This window comes from Streptomyces sp. A1136, assembly GCF_004795055.1.
Taxonomy (GTDB): domain Bacteria; phylum Actinomycetota; class Actinomycetes; order Streptomycetales; family Streptomycetaceae; genus Streptomyces.
Genome location: NZ_SSBJ01000003.1, coordinates 117,204 through 136,155, shown reverse-complemented (window position 1 = coordinate 136,155; position 18,952 = coordinate 117,204). Strand labels below are relative to the sequence as shown.

The following is an 18,952-nucleotide window of genomic DNA, read 5'->3' as shown; positions in this document are numbered from 1 at the left end:
CCGATCCCCGACCGTGCCCGCGCCCGACGCGGCAGAAGGAAGCCCCTCATGACGGCCCCGACGGCTCCGTCCCCCCGTTTCGTCACCGGTACGACCGGATCGCCCGACCTCCTGCGCTCCGTCTTCCGTCAGCACGCCGCGGGAGTCGCGGTCATCACCGCCACCTCGGGCGCCGGCGCCCCGGTGGGGTTCACCGCGACGTCCCTGAACTCCGTCTCCGCCGACCCGCCGATGCTCTCCTTCACGATCGGCACCGGTTCCTCCACTTGGCCCGCGATACGCGACTGCGACCACCTCGGCGTGCACATACTCGCCGAGCACCAGCGGGAGCTGGCCGGCCTGTTCGCGCGCAGCGGCGCGGACCGCTTCGGGCCGGACACCGACTGGGCCGAGGGTCCGCACGGGGTGCCGGTCCTGTCCGGGGTGTTGGCGTGGCTTGTGTGCCGGGTGGTGGCCCGGGTGCCCGCCGGCGCCCACCGGGTGATCATCGCCGAGCTGGTGTCCGGCGACCCCGCGGTGCATCCCGGCGGCGGAGGCCGTCCGCTCCTTTACCACCAGGGGCGCTTCAACGCGCTGCGGGACTGAATCGTCCCTGCTGGGGTGGGTTCGGGTGGCGTTGGCCAGATCACAGTTCGTCGGCCTTGCCACCGGGGAAGACCCACTGTGTACTGACGAGTAACATTCCCGTGGGGGCGCGGGTCGCCCCGAACGGGATCCGCCCGACAAGGCGCCTATGCTGCCTGCACAAGGCGGTATCAGAAAAAGACGATGCGGTAGGAGAGTCGGCGTGAGCCTGAGGATCGTTGTCTGTGTGAAGTACGTACCCGACGCCACCGGCGACCGGCACTTCGCCGATGACCTGACCGTCGACCGCGACGACGTCGACGGTCTGCTGTCGGAACTCGACGAGTACGCGGTCGAGCAGGCGCTCCAGATCGCCGACGAGGCGGACGAGGCGGAGATCACCGTCCTGACCGTCGGTCCCGAGGACGCCAAGGACGCGCTGCGCAAGGCGCTCTCCATGGGCGCCGACAAGGCCATCCACGTGGAAGACGACGACCTGCACGGCTCCGACGTCATGGGCACCTCGCTCGTGCTCGCCAAGGCCATCGAGAAGGCCGGTTACGACCTGGTCATCACCGGCATGGCCTCCACCGACGGCACCATGGGCGTGCTGCCCGCGATCCTCGCCGAGCGCCTGGGCGTCCCGCAGGTCACCCTGCTCTCCGAGGTCAAGGTCGAGGACGGCACCGTGACCGGCCGCCGCGACGGCGACACCGCGAGCGAGCAGCTCCAGGCGTCCCTGCCGGCGCTCGTCTCGGTGACCGACCAGTCGGGCGAGGCCCGCTACCCGTCCTTCAAGGGCATCATGGCGGCCAAGAAGAAGCCGGTGGAGTCCTGGGACCTGGAGGAGCTGGAGATCGAGGCCGACGAGGTCGGCCTGGAGGGCTCCTGGACCGCGGTCGACTCCGCCGCGCAGCGCCCGGCCCGCACCGCCGGCACGATCGTCAAGGACGAGGGCGAGGGCGGCAAGCAGCTGGCCGAGTTCCTGGCCGGCCAGAAGTTCATCTAAGGCCGCAGCCTGGCCGGTCGGAAGTTCGCCCCAGAGCTTCGGCCGACACCCTCTCGATCGCCCCCTGACTACTTCGCATTCGCAGGAGCACTCCCATGGCTGAAGTCCTCGTCTACGTCGACCACGTGGACGGCGCCGTCCGCAAGCCCACCCTCGAACTGCTGACCCTGGCCCGCCGCATCGGCGAGCCCGTCGCGGTCGCCCTCGGCGCCGGCGCCGAGAACACCGCCGCCGCGCTCGCCGAGCACGGCGCCGTCAAGGTCCTCACCGCCGACGCCCCCGAGTTCGCCGAGTACCTCGTCGTACCGAAGGTGGACGCGCTCCAGGCCGCGTACGAGGCCGTCTCCCCGGCCGCCGTGCTCGTCCCGTCCTCCGCCGAGGGCAAGGAGATCGCGGCGCGCCTCGCGGTCCGCATCGGCTCCGGCATCATCACCGACGCCATCGACCTGGAGGCCGGTGACGAGGGTCCGGTCGCGACGCAGTCCGCGTTCGCCGCGTCCTTCACCACCAAGTCCCGCGTCTCCAAGGGCACCCCGGTCATCACCGTCAAGCCGAACTCGGCTCCGGTCGAGGCCGCCCCGGCCGCCGGGACCGTCGAGGCGCTCGCCGTCACCTTCGGCGCCCTGGCCACCGGCACCAAGGTCGTCTCCCGCACCCCGCGCGAGTCCACCGGCCGGCCGGAGCTGACCGAGGCCGCGATCGTGGTCTCGGGTGGCCGTGGCGTCAACGGTGCCGAGAACTTCCACCTCATCGAGGAGCTCGCGGACTCCCTCGGTGCGGCGGTCGGTGCCTCGCGCGCCGCCGTCGACGCCGGTTGGTACCCGCACACCAACCAGGTCGGCCAGACCGGCAAGTCGGTCTCCCCGCAGCTGTACATCGCCTCCGGCATCTCGGGTGCGATCCAGCACCGGGCCGGCATGCAGACGTCGAAGACCATCGTCGCCATCAACAAGGACGCCGAGGCGCCGATCTTCGACCTGGTCGACTACGGCGTGGTCGGCGACCTCTTCACGGTCGTCCCGCAGCTGACCCAGGAGATCCAGGCGCGCAAGGGCTGACCTGCGCTTCTCCTCTCCGTCGAACGCCTTCGGGGCCGTGTGGTGTTTCTCACCGCACGGCCCCGAGTCGTTTGCCCACGGCGGCGGAGGGACCATTGACGGAGCGGAACCCCATGGCTAAATTCTGCTATGCGGATCTAAGCTTCCGTGAAGCGGAAAAGAGGAGAGTGCACGATGGGTCAGCAGGAGAAGGTGGCGACGAGCCTCGCAGGCGCGGTCAGCGAGGGCATCAGCGCCTCCCTCGCCCCGGTGGACGCGGAACTCGCGCGGCACTACCCGGGCGACCCCGGGACCCGTCAGCCCATCCACACCGTCTACGTGCCCGGTGACGTCTTCGCCGCCGACACGATCCGCTCCTGGGGCGACCAGGCCCTCGCGGCCCTTGACGAGCACGCCCCCGACGCCGCCACCTTCGCCAAGGTGCTCGGCATCTCCGACGACCTGGCCGTCCCCGTCTACGAGCGCGTACGCGCCAAACTCGCCTCCGAGCCCATCGAGGACCTCCGCGTCGACTTCGAGGACGGCTTCGGCGTGCGCTCCGACGAGGAGGAGGACCAGGCCGCCGCCCGCGCCGCCCGCCTCGTCTCCGAGGCCTTCGCCAACGGCACGAACGCCCCGTACATGGGCATCCGCATGAAGTGCATGGAGTCCAACGTCCGCGACCGGGGCATCCGCACCACGGACGTCTTCCTGTCCGGGCTCCTGGAGCGCGGCGACCTGCCCGAGGGCCTCGTCCTGACCCTGCCGAAGGTCACCTACGCGGAGCAGGTCACCGCCTTCGTCGAGTTGCTGGAGGCCTTCGAGACCGCCCGCGGGCTGCGTCCGGGCCGGATCGGCTTCGAGATCCAGATCGAGACCAGCCAGTCGATCCTGGCCTCCGACGGCACCGCCACGGTGGCCCGGATGATCGAGGCCGCCAAGGGCCGCGCCACCGGTCTGCACTACGGCACCTTCGACTACAGCGCCTGCGTCGGCGTGTCCGCCGCCTACCAGTCGAGCGACCACCCCGCCGCCGACCACGCCAAGGCGATCATGCAGGTCGCCGCCGCGGGAACGGGCGTTCGGGTCTCCGACGGCTCGACGAACGTCCTGCCGATCGGTACCACCGAGCACGTCCACGAAGCCTGGAAGCTGCACTACGGGCTCACCCGGCGCGCCCTGGCGCGGGCCTACTACCAGGGGTGGGACATGCACCCGGGCCACCTGCCGACCCGCTACGCGGCCGTCTACACCTTCTACCGCGAGGGCCTCGAAGCCGCGGCCGCCCGCCTGAAGGCGTACGTCGCCAAGATCGAGGGCGACGTGATGGACGAGCCCGCGACCGCCAAGGCCCTGGCCGGCTACCTGGTCCGCGGCCTCGACTGCGGGGCGGTCGGCACCGAGGAGGTCACGGCCCTGACCGGGCTCACCCGCGCCGAGCTCGACGCCTTCGCGATCCCGCGCCGCTCCGCGACGCTCAAGTCGACGGGCTGAGCCGGGGCGTCGGCCTGGAACCCCCGGGGGTTTCAGGCCGCCGGGGGCAGTTCGCCCGAGCCGCGCGGGACGAGGCGGGTGGGGAGTTCGATGCGCGCCGGCGGGAGGTCCGCGCCCCCCAGGCGCTGGAAGAGGCGGTCCGTCGCGACCCGCCCCAGGGTCGCCGCGTCCTGGGCGACCACCGTCACGCCGGGGCGCAGCAGGTCGGCCAGCTCGAAGTCGTCGAAGCCGACGAGGGCGACGGGACGCGGTTCGGCGGTCAGGACCCGTACCACCGTGACCGTCACTCGGTTGTTGCCCGCGAACAGGGCGGTGACCGGCTCCCGGCCCGTCAGCATCAGGCGGGCGGCCGCCGCGACCCGGGCGGGGGCGGTGGGGCCCAGGGCCACCCAGGACTCGTCCACCGGCAGACCGGCGGCGGCCATGGCCGCGCGGTAGCCCCGCAGGCGCTCCGTCGCCGTGTGGATACGGGGGTGGTCCCCGATGAAGCCGATCCGGCGATGCCCCGCGGCTATCAGGTGCGCCACGCCGTCCAGGGCGCCGCCGAAGTTGTCCGACAGGACCACGTCCGCGTCGATCCGGCCCGCCGGGCGGTCCACGAACACGGTGGCCACGCCCGCCCGGATCTCCGGCTCCAGGTAGCGGTGGTCGTCCCCGGCCGGGATCACGATCAGCCCGTCCACCCGGCGGGCGCACAGGGCAAGGGCCAACTCCCGCTCGCGCTCCGGGTCTTCGGCGCTGGAACCGTTGATGAGCAGCGCGCCGTGGGCGCGTGCCACTTCCTCCACCGCCCGGTTCAGCGGCCCGTAGAAGGGGTCGGCGAGGTCCTCCAGGACCAGGCCCACGGTGGCGGTGCGGCCCTTGCGCAGCACGCGTGCGCTGTCGTTGCGGCGGAACCCCAGGGCGTCGATGGCCTCTTGGACCCGCCGCTCGGTGTCGGGCGTGACGCCCGGCTCGCCGTTGACCACCCGCGAGACCGTCTTGAGGCCCACGCCCGCCCGGGCGGCCACGTCCTTCATGGTCGGTCGGTTGCCGTAAGGGGGTACGGCGGGGCGGCGGGTGTGGGGCACGGGACCTCCGGCGGAGCGGTCGGGCGGGGCACGGGCGGGCCGCGGACAGGCCGCGGGACGAGCTCTGACCTCGAGGATAAGCACTGCGTCGGGGAGCGGGTTTCCGTGGCAGGGTGAGGCGGGCAAGCCACTGGGGGCTTCGAGGCGAGCCATCGGAGAGGGGTAGACGTGATTGTCTGGATCAACGGCACGTTCGGCGCCGGGAAGACCAGCACGGCCCGCGAACTGACCGGACTCCTGCCGGACAGCACCGTGTTCGACCCGGAGTCCGTCGGGGACGCGCTGCGGGCGCTGCTGCCGCGCAAACGGCTCGCGGAGGTCGAGGACTACCAGGACCTGCCCAGTTGGCGTCGGTTGGTCGTGGAGACGGCTGCGGCGATGCTGGCGGAGCTGGGCGGGGTGCTGGTGGTGCCGATGACACTGTTGCGCCAGGAGTACCGCGACGAGATCTTCGGCGGCCTCGCGGCCCGGCGGATACCGGTGCGGCATGTGCTGCTGGCCCCTGCGGAAACGATTCTTCGTCAACGGATGGCGACCCGGGAGGAACCGGGGGCGTCCGAGGAGGTCGACGTCCGGGTCAGGCGGTGGGCGTACGACCACATCCCCGCCTACCGGCAGGCGCTGGGCTGGCTGACGGCCGACGCCCACGTCATCGACAACGGGTCGCTGACCGTGCGGGAGACCGCGGAGCGGATCGCGGACGCCGTACGGACGGGGGCGGCGCCGGTGTGCGAGATAGTCCAGACGCCCGAGCCGACGCGGGAGACGGTGGCGTCGGGGGTGTTGTTGTTCGACGAGCAGGGCCGGGTGCTCCTCGTCGATCCGACGTACAAACCGGGGTGGGAGTTCCCGGGCGGCGTCGTGGAGCCGGGCGAGGCCCCGGCCCGCGCCGGAACGCGGGAGGTCGCCGAGGAGCTGGGCCTGGTGCTGGAGCGGCCGCCGGAGCTGCTGGTGGTGGACTGGGAGCCGCCGGTGTCCCCGGCGTACGGGGGGCTGCGGCTGCTGTTCGACGGCGGGCGGCTGGGGGAGCCGGAGATCGCGCGGTTGCGGCTGCCGGGGCCGGAGCTGAGGGCGTGGCGGTTCGCGACCGAGACCGAGGCCGCCGGCATGCTGCCGCCGGTCCGATTCGAGCGCCTGCGCTGGGCCCTGCGGGCCCGCGAACGCGGCCGCCCGCTCTATCTGGAGTCGGGCCGGCCGGTCCCGTAGCCCCGCCCGGGCCCGGCCCGGCTGTTCCCGCCCGGCCCGGCCGGGCTCCGTCAGGCGCTGGCGGCGGCCGACCGGAGGGTGTCGGCCGCGGCCGTGGTCACCGGGTCGCCATGGCCGAAGCAGGCCACCGACGGGGCCAGGTCGGCCAGCCGGCGGAAGGAGGCGAGGGCCTGGTCGCGATCCACGTTGAACACGCCCGGCATGACCCGGCCGACTCCCGCGACGCAGTCCCCGGTGAACAGCACGCCGTGCTCCGGCAGGTGCACGGCGACGCTGCCCGGCGTGTGCCCCGGGGCGTGCACGATCACCGCGCCGTCCCCGAACGGCAGTCGCTCGCCGTCCTCCACCTCCTGGTCCACCCGGGTGGGCGGCGCCTGCGGGATGGTCAGGCCGTGCGCGTACAGCGGGAGTTCCCAGTCCAGGAGCACCGGCTCGGGGACCGGCTCCTCACCCCGGATCACGGGGGCGTCCAGGCGATGCGCCACGATCCGCGCACCCCACCGGGCGGCGAGTTCGCCCGCCGCCCCCACGTGGTCGCGGTGGCAGTGGGTCAAGACGATCCGCTCCAGCCGCTCGGGGCGCAGCCCCAGCGAACGGACGGCCCCTTCGATCGCGTCGGCGGCCCCCGCGTGCCCGGCGTCGACCAACGTCAGGGCCTCGCCGTCACGCCACAGGTAGGCCTGGCCGATGGGGAAGCGCAGCATGTGCAGGCGGTGGGGGACGACCTCCACCACTTCGAGTTCGGTCATGGGCCGAACGTAACCGGGCACCCGCCGCTCCCGGTGAAAGGTTCACCGGGAGCGGAGTTCACCCGCGGCGTAGACCGCCTCGTGCGGGTCGCGACCTCGGGCCCGAACGGCGCGCCGCGGGTCAGGCGCGCTTGGACCGGGCGTAGTTCACGAGGAACAGCGCCTCCGCGACGGCCAGGCGCTCCAGCTCCTGGGGCGAGACGCTCTCGTTCACCGCGTGGATCTGCGCCTCGGGCTCGCTCAGACCGATCAGCAGCATCTCCGCGTCCGGGTACAGCGACGTCAGCGTGTTGCACAGCGGGATGGACCCGCCCATCCCGCTGACCTGCATCTCCTCGCCCGGGTACGCGACCTCCATGGCCGCCGCCATCGACGCGTAGGCGGGGCTGCTCGTGTCCGCCTGGAAGGGCTGCCCCTGGCCCACGACCTCCAGCTCCAGCCGCGCCTGCCACGGGGTGTGCGCCACCAGGTGCGCCTGAAGCAGCTTGATGGCCTCCGTCGTGTCGACACCCGGCGGCACGCGCAGGCTGATCAGCGCGCCGGCGCTCGCGTGCACCGAAGGCGTGGCGCCGGACACCGACGGGCAGTCGATGCCGAGGACGGTGACGGCCGGACGGGCCCACAGCCGGTCCGCGATCGTGCCCTCGCCGATGAGGCCCACACCGTCCAGCACCTTGGCGTCGGCGCGGAAGTCCGCCTCCGGGTACTGCAGGCCCTCCCAGACGGCGTCCGAGTCCAGGCCGTCCACCGTCGTGGAACCGTCCGCCGCCCGCAGCGAGTCCAGCAGGCGGATCAGCGCGGCCAGCGCGTCGGGGGCGACACCGCCGAACATGCCGGAGTGCAGGTTCCCGGCCAGGGTGTCGATCTTGACCTTGACGAGGGTCATACCGCGCAACGTGGCCGTCACCGTGGGCAGGCCCAGGCGGAAGTTGCCCGCGTCCCCGATGACGATGGTGTCGGCGGCCAACAGCTCCGGGTGCGCCTCGGCGTACTGCTGGAGGCCGCCGGTGCCCTGCTCCTCCGAGCCCTCGACGATCACCTTCACGCCGACCGGCACGCCGCCGTCGGCCTTGAGGGCCCGCAGCGCCAGCAGGTGCATGATGAAGCCGCCCTTGCAGTCGGCGGCGCCGCGCCCGTACCAGCGGCCGTCGCGCTCGGTCAGCTCGAAGGCGGGGGAGATCCAGGCGGCGTCGTCCAACGGCGGCTGCACGTCGTAGTGGGCGTACAGCAGCACCGTCGGCGCGCCCTGGGGGCCGGGCAGGTACCCGTACACCGACTGCGTACCGTCCGGGGTGTCGAGCAGGGCCACGTCCTGGAACCCCTCGGCGCGCAGGGCGTCCGCCACCCAGTTCGCGGCGGCCTCGCTCTCGCTCCGGGGGAACTGCGAGAAGTCCGCCACCGACCGGAAGGCCACCAACTCGGCCAGCTCCTGCCGGGCACGGGGCATAAGCGAGGCGATGGTCTCGGCGACCGGAATCGGCGACATGGGCACGCTCCTCTTGGGTGCGACGTTGGTGTACGTGTACGCCTCCCGCATCCGCGTGGTGCGCGTAGGGGGTACGGCGAAAGACAGCATCGATCCTCGCACAGCGAGGCGAGACGATCTCCCGCCGTAGGATTTCCCCGGCATCCGAGGACCAGCCTGATCAGGAGCAGCAGCACATCGTGAGCAGCGACGACGACGTACAGGGCACGAGCGCGGAGCAGAACGCCGCCGGACGGGCCGAAGAGGAGGGCGCCGGGGCGCCCGGCGAGGTGTGGGACGTGGTCGTGGTCGGGGCCGGACCGGCCGGGGCCTCGGCGGCCCACGCGGCGGCCGTCGCCGGGCGGCGCGTCCTGCTGCTGGAGAAGGCCGAACTGCCCCGCTACAAGACGTGCGGCGGAGGCATCATCGGCCCTTCGCGAGACGCCTTGCCGCCGGGCTTCGTCCTGCCCTTCAAGGACCGGATCAACGCCGTGACCTTCTCGATGAACGGGCGGCTGACCCGGACCCGGCGCTCGCGGGGCATGCTGTTCGGGATGGTCAACCGGGCCGAGTTCGACGCGGCACTGGTCGCCGAGGCGGAGAAGGCGGGCGCGACCGTCCGTACGGGAACGGCCGTGAGCCGCGTCGAGCAGCACGGGGCGGCGGTACCCGACCGGCGCACGGTGGCCGTGGTCCTCGCGGACGGGGAGACGGTGCTGGGCCGGGCCGTGGTCGGCGCGGACGGCAGCGCGAGCCGGATCGGTGCCCATGTCGGCGTCGAGATGGAGCAGGTCGACCTCGGCCTGGAGGCGGAGATCCCGGTCCCGGAGACCGTCGCCGAGGACTGGAAGGGGCGGGTGCTCATCGACTGGGGCCCCCTGCCCGGCAGTTACGGCTGGGTCTTCCCCAAGGGCGACACCCTCACGGTGGGGGTGATCTCGGCGAAGGGCGAGGGGGCCGCCACCAAACGCTACCTGGAGGACTTCATCGCCCGCCTGGGGCTGGCGGGCTTCGAGCCGTCGGTCTCCTCCGGGCACCTCACCCGCTGCCGCACGCCGGAGTCGCCGCTCTCGCGCGGACGGGTGCTGGTGGCGGGGGACGCGGCCGGGCTGCTGGAGCCGTGGACGCGCGAGGGCATCTCCTTCGCACTGCGCTCGGGGCGGCTCGCGGGGGAGTGGGCCGTGAAGATCTCCGAGGCGCAGGACGCGGTGGACGCCCGTCGCCAGGCGCTGAACTACGCCTTCGCGGTCAAGGCGGGGCTGGGCGTGGAGATGGGTGTCGGCAAGCGCATGCTCGCCCTGTTCGAGGCGAAGCCGGGATTGCTGCACGCGGCGATCACCGGTCTGCGCCCGGCCTGGATGGCCTTCGCCCGGATCACCCGGGGGTCCACGACGCTGGCGGAGTTGGTACGCGCGTACCCGCTGGCCCGCAAGGCCCTGCACGTACTGGACGCGCGCCAGGCACGCCGGCGCTAGGGCCTCTTCGAAACTCCCTGAAACTCCCGCCTGACCCGCGACGTCCGGCACCGCGCCTCGCCGCCTTGTCGACAAGCGCCCGCTTACACCCGGTAAGCGGGCGATCCCCCGCCTTGCGACGCACGCACGGCACCGTACGCCGCGCGCCGGCGGTAGAGGACCCGGGACCAGGGGACCCGGGAGGGGCGTGGCCCCGCCGGGCCCCTCATACGGGCGCGGGCGGTGCCCGCGGCGCGGGATGCCGGACTGACGGTGGTTTCCCGGGTGCCGCTGTCGTGATCGTCGTCGTGGCCGTTGCTCCTCTTCGCCGGGCTGGGAGAGGGATCGCATCCGGCCCCGGCCGCCGTGGACGGGGACGAGACCGGATGCCGGGCGTCGGGTGTGCCGGGGTGCGGGGTGGCCCGGCGGCGCCGGCGGTCGTATCGGCGGTACGCGACAGACGCGGCGTTCGGGGGCGTACGGGGCGCGGGGCGTCCCCTCCTGCGCCGGGCGCGGGCACGGCACAGCCGGTCGACGAAGGCGCCCGAGCACACGGCGGGCCGGCACGGCCGTGTCCGGCGTCCGGCCGTCAGGCCGAGTGGGTGTCCCGGACCGCCGCGCGGTGGAAGGCCGTGGCCGCCCCTGCGGTCCCGGGCTCAGCGTGGGACGTCGACGCGGAAGACCGGGTGGTCGGCGGCGATGGCTCGCAGCTCGGCCTCGGAGGACTGCGCGGTGACGCCCTGGAAGAACTGCGACACCTGCCACCCCCACCGCTCCAGGTAGGCGCGCAGCACGGCGGCCTTCCGCGCCGGGTCGGTCATCTCGGTGACGGTGAAGGCGCGCACCTTGCGGCCCACGCGGAGCTCGCCGCCGCCGGCCGCCCGGATGTTGGCGACCCACTGGGAGTGGCCGCGAACGGAAACCAGGTACTGGGAGCCCTCGTGGGTGTGCGGGTTGACCGGAATCCGCTGCATCCGGCCGGAGCTGCGGCCGCGCACCGACAGTTCGGCGCTGCCGGCAAGGCTGATGCCGAGCCGGGCGAGCTTGCCGAAGAGGGCGTTGACGCGGAGGCCGAGCCTGCTGCTCTTGGCGTAGTACGGCTGGGGCGTGGACGCGGTCATGATGACCTCCGGCGGATGGGAGAGCGGTGCTCTCGCTTGAGATCAGTGTGCACGGAGCGACCGCACCAAAACAAGAGCAATGCTCTCGGAATCGGGCGGCTGTCTCATTCGAGAGCGCCGATCTCCTCCTTGAGCACTGCTCCGCCCACATGGCACACTGACCCCCATGAGCACCGTGCGAGGGGTACGCGAACGGGCCCGCATCGAGGTCACCGCCGCCATCAAGGACGAGGCGCGCCGCCAACTCGCGGCCGAGGGCGCGGCCAAGCTGTCGCTGCGCGCCGTCGCCCGTGAGCTGGGCATGGTCTCCTCGGCCCTCTACCGCTACTTCCCCAGCCGGGACGAACTCCTCACCGCGCTGATCATCGACGCGTACGACAGCGTCGGCGCGGCCTCCGAGGCAGCCGACGCCACCGCCCGGACCGCCGGCGCCCCGCCCCGCGCCCGCTGGGTCTCGGTCTGCGAGGCGGTCCGCGCCTGGGGACTGGCCCACCCGCACGAGTTCGCCCTGATCTACGGCTCGCCGGTTCCCGGCTACAGCGCGCCCCTCGACACCGTCGGTCCCGCCTCCCGCGTCGCCAACACCTGCATCGGCATCCTGCGCGCCGCCCACGCCGACCGGGGCCTGGCCCTGCCCCCGCTGCCCGAGGCGCTGCGCCCCGAAGCCCTGCGGATGACCGCCGACTTCGCCGAAGGCCTGCCTCCAGAAGTAACCGTGGCCCTCGTCGCGGCCTGGGCGCAGCTCGTCGGCCTGGTCTCCTTCGAGCTGTTCGGCCAGTTCAACCGGGTCGTCGAGGACCGCGCCGGCTTCTTCGCGCACGCCGCGGACCGGATGGCGCACGAGGTCGGGCTGCCCGTCGACCCGAGCGGCCGCGAGGCGCAGGCGCCGTGATCCGGCCCGGCCGCGGTTGTGCCGCCCGGCCGTGGTCGGAGGGGTGATCGGCTGATCGAAACGATTCGTCGCTCGTCTGTTCGCCGTATGAATGCCTGGCAGTTCGGCCTCGTCCGCGCCACCGCGCCTCTACTGTTCCTCGGGTCACCCCTGCCGCCGTCGGAGGAACAGCCATGGCCCGCGCCCGCGCCGCGAAGGCGCTGTACGCCGTTGTGACCGTCCTCTTACTGACCGCCCCCGCGCCCGCCTGCGAGGCGTCGGGGCGCACCACGTCCGCGGGAGACGGGGCCGCGACGCCCTCGGCCTCCGCGCGCCCGGCCGAGCCGGTGCCCGGACCCGAGCGCGACGCCGCGGCCGGATCAACGGCCGAATCCCTGCCCGCACCCGGCACTCCGCCCGGCCCGCGTGCCCCTGGGACGCGGAGCCTGGAGGTCGCGGTCCCCGCCTACGTCTGGGCGGACGACCCGATGCTGTCGGGTCTGACCGCCTCCGGCCCGGCCGTCTCCGTGGTCGTCCTCAACCCGGGCAACGGAGACTCCCCGTTCGGCGCGCGCTGGCAAGCCCGCGCGGACACCCTGCGCCGCGGCACCACGGCGACGGGGGAGCGGACCAAGGTGCTCGGCTACGTCCACACCGACCACGGCAACCGCGACCCGGTCGCGGTCAAGGCCTCCGTCGACAACTACCTCAAGACGCCCGACGGTCGCCGGCACGTCGACGGCATCTTCTTCGACGTCGTCAGCCGGGATTGCGGCCCGGGCGACGCCACCCGCGACCTGTACGAGCGGCTGCGCCGCTACGTCGAGGACACCATGCGCTCCCTCGACCCGACCGCGCCCGTCCTGGTCGTGGACAACCCGGGCACGGCCATCGCGGATTGCTACCTGGAACCCGGCCACCGTACCGCCGACGTCTTCGTCACCTTCGAGGACACCTACGCCGCCTACACCTCCGGCGGCCGGCTCGGCGGGAACGTGTTCGACGAGTCCGGCGGCTACCGGGCCGGCGTCGAACTCGACCCCGACGGAACGGCGTTCTGGCACCTCGTCCACGACGTCCCGGACGCCGCCGCCATGCGCTCCACCCTCCGCACCGCCTTCGACCGCGGCGCGGGCTACGCGTACGCGACCAGCGCCGCCATGCCCAACCCCTGGAACACGCGACCCGCTTGGGCCGCCTCCGCCCAGACGGCCTTCGCGGCCACCCTCGGGCGGGGCGCGCCGTGAAGGTGGGCCCGAGTGACGCGTGCGGCGGCGGGGGCGGACGATGACGTCGGACCATGGGGTCGGACCGTCGGGTCGGGGGACGGGGTCGGACCCCCGGGTCGGGGGACGGGGTCGGGTCGGGGGACGGGGTCGGTCGACGGGGGTCAGGCGACGGGGGAGGTCTCGCTCCACAGCCGTGCGAGCCGCCGGTCGCCGGCGATGATGCCGTCACCGTCGCCGTCACCGGTCAGGGGGAGGCGGTTCCACAGGGCCGCGTAGAGCCAGGCCGCCTCGCCCGTCAGGTCCAGGTCCGCCGGGCCTCGCGTGTCGCCCCGCACGGTGTGCGGCGGTTCCTGCGAGAGGCGCACGGTCCACACCGCCCCCGTGTCGCTCGCCCGGACCCGTATGACCCGGGGCTCTCCTCGCTGCGCACCCCGCTGCGCGAGCGCGCGTGGAACCCGGTCAGCAACTCGTCCACGCCGTCCTCGGCGAACTCCGCCGTCACCGCCGAGAACGGGACGCCGAGCGCCGCCTGCGCGTCGAACCGATGGACGGTCGTCTCGTGCGCCTGACGGCGGGCCCAGAAGCCCAGCGGCGACGGCGCCGTGGGCATGAACGTCCAGCACTCGACATCCGCCGGAGCCTCGCTCAGCGTCCGCACCAGCTTCGCGTGCCCCTCCCGGAACCACTCCGTCAGCTCCGGTCCGGTCAGCTCGGGTGCCTCCGGTATCGGGCGCGGCCGCGTCACCCGGTCCCGGACGTTCCCGGCCGCCCAGCGGTGTACCGCCCCCGTGTGCCGCAGCAGGTCGGTGACCCGCCAACCGGGACAGGTGGGCACCGGAGCGTCGGTACCCGCCTCTTCGGCCGCCCGCGCCATCAGTTCGCCCTCGCGGGCCAGTGGGTCCACAAAGTCGATGATCTTCATGGAGCGGAGTGTGCCGGTCACCACCGACAGCGGTCACCCACAATGGGGACATGGAAGGAGAACTCTTCCCGCGCGAGCGCACCGAGATCGCCCCCGGCGCGGTGCACGTGCCCGACTGGCTGGACCGCGGCCTGCAGCGCGAGCTGCTCGCCGCCTGCCGCGCGTGGGCACGACCGCCGGCGGGCCTGCGCACCGTGCACACCCCCGGGGGCGGCGTGATGACCGCCCGCCAGGTGTGCCTGGGGCTGCACTGGTACCCCTACGGATACGCGCGCACCGCCGTCGACGGCGACGGCGCGCCGGTCAAGCCGATGCCCGGCCGGCTCGCCGAACTGGGGCGGGCCGCCGTCGCGGACGTCTACGGCCGGCCACCGGAGGAGGAGTACGACATCGCCCTCGTCAACTTCTACGAGGGCGACTCCCGCATGGGCATGCACCGGGACTCCGACGAGAAGTCGGCGGCGCCCGTCGTCTCGCTCAGCCTCGGTGACTCCTGCGTGTTCCGCTTCGGCAACGCCGCCTCGCGCGGTCGCCCCTACCGCGACATCGAGCTGCGCAGCGGTGACCTGTTCGTCTTCGGCGGACCGAGCCGGCTCGCGTACCACGGCGTGCCGAAGGTACTGCCCGGCACCGGGCCGCCCGAATTGGGCCTGACCGGGCGGCTGAACATCACACTGCGGGTCGGCGGCCTCCTGCCGTGAGCGGCGCCCGGCACCTCCCGCTCGTGCGAGGATCGCTGTCATGAACGGCAACGGGGCCCCGCGGCGGGTGGGGGACGCGTCCACGGTGTCCACGGTCTCATCGGCGGCCTCCGCCGCCGACCGCGCCGCGGCCGCCACGAGGACCAAACTGGAGCGGGGCCGCGGCGCGCTGGGCCCCGCACTGGAACTCGTACACACCGGCCGGGCCCCGACCCGGGCGGTGCTGACGGCCGAGCTGGGAGTCACCCGTGCCACCGCCGGAGCCGTGGCCGCCGAACTGGAGGCACTCGGCCTGATCCGCGTCGACTCCCGCCCCGGTGGCGCCGGCGGGACCCAGGGCCGTCCCTCGCACCGGCTCGCCGTGGCGGAGAACGGCCCGGTCGCGCTCGCCGCGCAGGTGCACCCGGACGGCTTCCGGGCGGCGCTCGTCGGCCTCGGCGGCCGGATCGTGGCCACCGCCCCCGGCAAGGTCACTGTCTCCGCCGACCCCGCGCAGGTCCTCGGCGCCGTCGTCGACGCGGGCGCCGCGCTGCTCGCGGAGTCCGGGAGGCGCTGCGTCGGCGCGGGCCTCGCCGTGCCGTCGGCGGTCGCGGAGCCGGAGGGCACCGCACTGAATCCCCTGCACCTGGCCTGGCCGGCCGGCTCCCCGGTGCGGGCCATCTTCGCCGAACGGGTGAAAGCGGCCGGGATCGACGGGCCCGCCCTCACCGGAAACGACGTCAACCTCGCCGCGCTCGCCGAGCACCGACACGGCGCGGGCCGCAGCGCCCAGCACCTGCTGTGCGTGGCCACCGGCCACCGGGGAGTCGGCGGGGCGCTGGTGCTCGACGGTCGTCTGCACAGCGGCAGCTCGGGTCTCGCCCTGGAGGTCGGCCACCTCACCGTGAACCCGGAGGGTCGGGCCTGTCACTGTGGCAGCCGGGGCTGCCTGGACGTGGAGGCGGACCCGCTGGCCTTCCTGACGGCGGCGGGGCGTACGCCCGGTCCGGAGGTGTCGTTGCTCCAGCAGGCGCGGGACCTGCTGCACGCCGAGGCCGCGGACCCGGCCGTACGGACGGCCGCCGAGGAACTCATCGACCGGCTGGGGCTGGGGCTCGCGGGCCTGGTGAACATCCTGAACCCGGACCGGATCATCCTGGGGGGCCTGCACCGGGAGCTGCTCTACGCGGACCCGGAGCGGCTGCGCGCGGTGGTCGCGGACCGGAGCCTGTGGGGGCGCAGCGGCGGGGTGCCGATCCTGCCGTGCACCCTGGACCACAACAGCCTGGTCGGCGCGGCGGAGCTGGCGTGGCAGCCGGTGCTGGACGACCCGCTGGGAGCCCTGGGCGCCGCCGCCTGACCGAGCGGAGCCGCACCCGCGGGTCACCAGGTCCGAGCCAACCCGGGTCCGGCGGCGGCCCGGTCCGGGCCACCCGGGCCCGGCGCCGACCCGTCCCGGGCCACCCGGGGCCGGGCCACCCGGGGCCGGGCTGACCGGGTCTGGGCTGACCGGGTCTGGGCTAACCGGGTCTGGGCTAACCGGGTCTGGCGACCGCCCGGGCCGATACCGGCACGGCGGTGACGACCGGCGCGGGCTCCACCGGGTAGAGCGCAGCCGGGGCGTGCTCCCGTACCGCCTTGGGGGAGATCCGTACCGTGCGGGCCGGCGCCGTCGTGGCGGGGGCGGCCCGCATGGAGAACCACACGACCTTGCCCGGGCCGTCCGGCTGGTGTCGGGCGCCCCAGGCCTCGCTGATCGCCGCCACGAGCGCGAGACCGCGTCCACCGGTCTCCAGGGCGGCGGACTCGCGCACCACGGGCAGCCGGGGATCGCTGTCGTGCACCGAGACGGTGAGCCGACCGAGCCGGAATTCGATCTCCACCCGGCACACTTTGTCCGGCTGGGCGTGGCGGTGCACGTTGCTGAGCAGCTCCGTCACACCGAGCGCGGCCCGATCGATGAGGGGGTCGAGCCGCCAATGACGCAATTGCGCTGAAACGATTCTGCGGATCTGGCCGATCCGCGCGGGCAGGGCCTGCAGTTCGACGACGCAGTGCCTGCGGGAATGACTTATCACGGCTGCGACTCCCCGACATGAGTGTTACGGGTGCTGCACCCTCTGTGACGCCTCACCAGGGTCACCCACGGTGCGCCGGTGTGCAACCGAACCGGCGTGACGATCTGCGCCGGGCGTCCGGGACCCGTCCGAAAGTCGTCGGTGGGCCGTCCGAAAGTAATCCACGGGCCGCGCGCAGGTCGCCGGCGCCTCGTATGCGGTGCGTGCGTACGGGCGGCCGCGCGCCGCCCTAAAGCGATTCGCATGGAGACCCAAAGGAACTGTTTGCGCAGGTGAGGGAGGTACATTGCGAAGGCAGGGGGTCATGGAAGTGATGAAGGAGCAAGGCGCATGAGCACGACCAGCACCACCGCGAGGGCCGACGACGTCGACCGCAGCGACGCGGACTACCGGGCCTGGCTGAACGAAGCCGTGCGCAAGGTCCAAGCCGACGCCAACCGGTCCGCCGACACCCACCTGCTGCGCTTCCCGCTCCCCGAGGAGTGGGGCATCGACCTGTACCTGAAGGACGAGTCGACGCACCCGACGGGCTCCCTCAAGCACCGCCTGGCCCGCTCCCTGTTCCTGTACGCCCTGTGCAACGGCTGGATCCGTCCCGGGCGCCCGGTCATCGAGGCCTCCTCCGGCTCGACGGCCGTCTCCGAGGCGTACTTCGCCAAGCTGATCGGCGTCCCCTTCGTCGCCGTCATGCCTCGCACGACCAGCCCGGAGAAGTGCCGCCTCATCGAATTCCACGGCGGCACCTGCCACTTCGTGGACGACTCGATGAAGATGTACGAGGAGTCCGCCGAGTTGGCCGCCCGCACGGGCGGGCACTACATGGACCAGTTCACCTACGCGGAGCGGGCCACGGACTGGCGCGGCAACAACAACATCGCGGAATCGATCTACCAGCAGCTGCGCCTGGAGCGTTACCCCGAACCCACCTGGATCGTGGCGACGGCCGGCACCGGCGGCACTTCCGCGACCATCGCGCGCTACGTCCACTACATGCAGCACGACACCCGGATCTGCGTACCCGACCCGGAGAACTCCTGCTTCTTCGACGGCTGGACCCAGGGCGACCCGAACGCGAGCAGCGACTGCGGCTCGCGCATCGAGGGCATCGGCCGTCCCAGGATGGAACCGAGTTTCGTGCCGGGCGCCATCGACCGGATGATGAAGGTGCCGGACGCGGCGAGCGTCGCCGCCTGCCGGGCGCTGGAGCAGGCCATCGGACGCAAGGCGGGCGGCTCGACCGGAACCGGGCTGTGGAGCGCGCTCAAGATCGTCGCGGAGATGGTGGCCCAGGGCTGGACGGGCAGTGTGGTGACCCTGCTGTGCGACCCGGGCGACCGCTACCTCGACAAGTACTACTCGGACGACTGGCTGGCCGCGCAGAAGCTGGACATCGCCCCGTACACGAAGACCATCGAGACGCTGCTGACGACGGGGACCTGGCAGGAGCCCTCGGCCTGAGCCGCCCCCGCCCGACACCGGGCGCGGCCGCGTGGGCGGCGCCCGGTCAACGCCCGGCGCTCAGCCGGGTGTCGAGCGCGCCCACCGCCGAGCGGAACGAGCGCCCCAGCCCGGGGCGCGCGGCGGCGAGGGCGAGGCGGAACGGGGCCGGCCCGTCCGCCGCGAAGGTCCACCGGATCCGCGTACCGGAACCGGAGGGGCTCAGTCGCCACTCCTCCAACAGCGCCCGGACGCCGGGGACGTTGGTCTCGTCCACCCGGTACGCGTAGCACCGCTCCCGCTCCGCCGCCACGACGGTCTCCCGGAACCGGACCCCGCCCCTCAGCCCGATCTCGCGGCCCGCGCCGTCGTGCGTGGAGCGGGCCAGGGTGACGGCCTTGAACCAGGCCGGCCAGTCCGCCACCTGCTCGGCGAGGGCCCGGTAGACCGGCGCCGGCGCCTGGGTCGCGCGCGCCGTGAAGACGAGCCGGACCGGCGCCGTCTCGGCGAAATCCAGCTCCACTGCCCGGAGTCGGCGAGCCATCGGGATACCCCCTGCGAGACGC

17 protein-coding genes and 1 pseudogene are annotated in these 18,952 nt (G+C 73.3%); 11 read left to right on the top strand and 7 right to left on the bottom strand.

Translation table 11 applies throughout. The features are described 5' to 3' along the window. Positions 1-48: 48 nt before the first annotated feature. The 4 genes from E6R62_RS03965 to E6R62_RS03950 all read left to right on the top strand — a co-directional run bounded on the left by E6R62_RS03965 (position 49) and on the right by E6R62_RS03950 (position 4,104). Positions 49-585, top strand: coding sequence for a flavin reductase family protein (locus tag E6R62_RS03965; RefSeq protein ID WP_136211383.1), 537 nt, complete (start codon positions 49-51; stop codon positions 583-585). Between the two features lie 202 nt (positions 586-787). Further along, a complete protein-coding gene (locus E6R62_RS03960; protein WP_136211381.1) occupies positions 788-1,573 on the top strand; it encodes an electron transfer flavoprotein subunit beta/FixA family protein in 786 nt (261 codons plus the stop codon). Positions 1,574-1,668: 95 nt separating this feature from the next. Then, complete coding sequence (locus E6R62_RS03955) at positions 1,669-2,631, top strand: electron transfer flavoprotein subunit alpha/FixB family protein (RefSeq protein WP_136211379.1); 963 nt, start codon at positions 1,669-1,671, stop codon at positions 2,629-2,631. A 174-nt stretch (positions 2,632-2,805) separates the two neighbouring features. Further along, a complete protein-coding gene (locus E6R62_RS03950; RefSeq protein WP_136211377.1) occupies positions 2,806-4,104 on the top strand; it encodes an aldolase/citrate lyase family protein in 1,299 nt (432 codons plus the stop codon). Between the two features lie 32 nt (positions 4,105-4,136). On the opposite strand, the gene E6R62_RS03945 is transcribed toward E6R62_RS03950, so the two are convergent. Next, on the bottom strand, positions 4,137-5,123 hold the full coding sequence (locus E6R62_RS03945) for a LacI family DNA-binding transcriptional regulator (RefSeq protein WP_136211671.1): 987 nt from the start codon (positions 5,121-5,123) through the stop codon (positions 4,137-4,139). A gap of 219 nt (positions 5,124-5,342) precedes the next feature. Here E6R62_RS03945 and E6R62_RS03940 point away from each other — a divergent pair, with 219 nt between their 5' ends. Further along, the gene (locus tag E6R62_RS03940; RefSeq protein WP_136211375.1) at positions 5,343-6,380 is read left to right on the top strand and encodes an NUDIX domain-containing protein; all 1,038 of its coding nucleotides are present in this window, start codon (positions 5,343-5,345) and stop codon (positions 6,378-6,380) included. A 50-nt stretch (positions 6,381-6,430) separates the two neighbouring features. Here the strand turns inward: E6R62_RS03940 and E6R62_RS03935 are convergent, their stop codons facing one another. Next, the gene (locus tag E6R62_RS03935) at positions 6,431-7,129 is read right to left on the bottom strand and encodes an MBL fold metallo-hydrolase (protein ID WP_136211373.1); all 699 of its coding nucleotides are present in this window, start codon (positions 7,127-7,129) and stop codon (positions 6,431-6,433) included. A 121-nt stretch (positions 7,130-7,250) separates the two neighbouring features. Beyond that, positions 7,251-8,615: a dipeptidase gene (locus tag E6R62_RS03930; protein WP_136211371.1), complete on the bottom strand. Its 1,365-nt coding sequence runs from the start codon at positions 8,613-8,615 to the stop codon at positions 7,251-7,253. Between the two features lie 269 nt (positions 8,616-8,884). Between E6R62_RS03930 and E6R62_RS03925 the strand changes: the two genes are divergently transcribed. Beyond that, on the top strand, positions 8,885-10,069 hold the full coding sequence (locus E6R62_RS03925; protein WP_240801470.1) for a geranylgeranyl reductase family protein: 1,185 nt from the start codon (positions 8,885-8,887) through the stop codon (positions 10,067-10,069). A gap of 635 nt (positions 10,070-10,704) precedes the next feature. On the opposite strand, the gene E6R62_RS03920 is transcribed toward E6R62_RS03925, so the two are convergent. Beyond that, the gene (locus tag E6R62_RS03920; protein WP_136211367.1) at positions 10,705-11,169 is read right to left on the bottom strand and encodes a nitroreductase/quinone reductase family protein; all 465 of its coding nucleotides are present in this window, start codon (positions 11,167-11,169) and stop codon (positions 10,705-10,707) included. A 166-nt stretch (positions 11,170-11,335) separates the two neighbouring features. On the opposite strand from E6R62_RS03920, the gene E6R62_RS03915 reads away from it, so the two are divergent. Together E6R62_RS03915 and E6R62_RS03910 are read left to right on the top strand one after the other, a co-directional pair. Beyond that, on the top strand, positions 11,336-12,061 hold the full coding sequence (locus tag E6R62_RS03915; RefSeq protein ID WP_136211365.1) for a TetR/AcrR family transcriptional regulator: 726 nt from the start codon (positions 11,336-11,338) through the stop codon (positions 12,059-12,061). A 173-nt stretch (positions 12,062-12,234) separates the two neighbouring features. Continuing rightward, the gene (locus tag E6R62_RS03910) at positions 12,235-13,287 is read left to right on the top strand and encodes a spherulation-specific family 4 protein (RefSeq protein WP_136211363.1); all 1,053 of its coding nucleotides are present in this window, start codon (positions 12,235-12,237) and stop codon (positions 13,285-13,287) included. A 143-nt stretch (positions 13,288-13,430) separates the two neighbouring features. On the opposite strand, the pseudogene E6R62_RS03905 reads toward E6R62_RS03910, so the two are convergent. Next, positions 13,431-14,191 (bottom strand): annotated as a pseudogene (locus E6R62_RS03905) (maleylpyruvate isomerase family mycothiol-dependent enzyme). Between the two features lie 50 nt (positions 14,192-14,241). Between E6R62_RS03905 and E6R62_RS03900 the strand changes: the two are divergent. Further along, positions 14,242-14,892: an alpha-ketoglutarate-dependent dioxygenase AlkB gene (locus tag E6R62_RS03900; protein WP_136211361.1), complete on the top strand. Its 651-nt coding sequence runs from the start codon at positions 14,242-14,244 to the stop codon at positions 14,890-14,892. A 40-nt stretch (positions 14,893-14,932) separates the two neighbouring features. Next, positions 14,933-16,231, top strand: a complete 1,299-nt coding sequence (locus E6R62_RS03895; protein WP_136211359.1) for an ROK family protein — start codon at positions 14,933-14,935, stop codon at positions 16,229-16,231. A gap of 175 nt (positions 16,232-16,406) precedes the next feature. On the opposite strand, the gene E6R62_RS03890 is transcribed toward E6R62_RS03895, so the two are convergent. Then, a complete protein-coding gene (locus E6R62_RS03890; protein ID WP_136211357.1) occupies positions 16,407-16,949 on the bottom strand; it encodes an ATP-binding protein in 543 nt (180 codons plus the stop codon). A 330-nt stretch (positions 16,950-17,279) separates the two neighbouring features. Here E6R62_RS03890 and E6R62_RS03885 point away from each other — a divergent pair, with 330 nt between their 5' ends. Further along, positions 17,280-18,407: a PLP-dependent cysteine synthase family protein gene (locus E6R62_RS03885; protein ID WP_136211355.1), complete on the top strand. Its 1,128-nt coding sequence runs from the start codon at positions 17,280-17,282 to the stop codon at positions 18,405-18,407. A gap of 46 nt (positions 18,408-18,453) precedes the next feature. On the opposite strand, the gene E6R62_RS03880 is transcribed toward E6R62_RS03885, so the two are convergent. Continuing rightward, positions 18,454-18,930, bottom strand: coding sequence for an SRPBCC family protein (locus tag E6R62_RS03880; protein WP_136211353.1), 477 nt, complete (start codon positions 18,928-18,930; stop codon positions 18,454-18,456). Between the last annotated feature and the right edge of the window lie 22 nt (positions 18,931-18,952).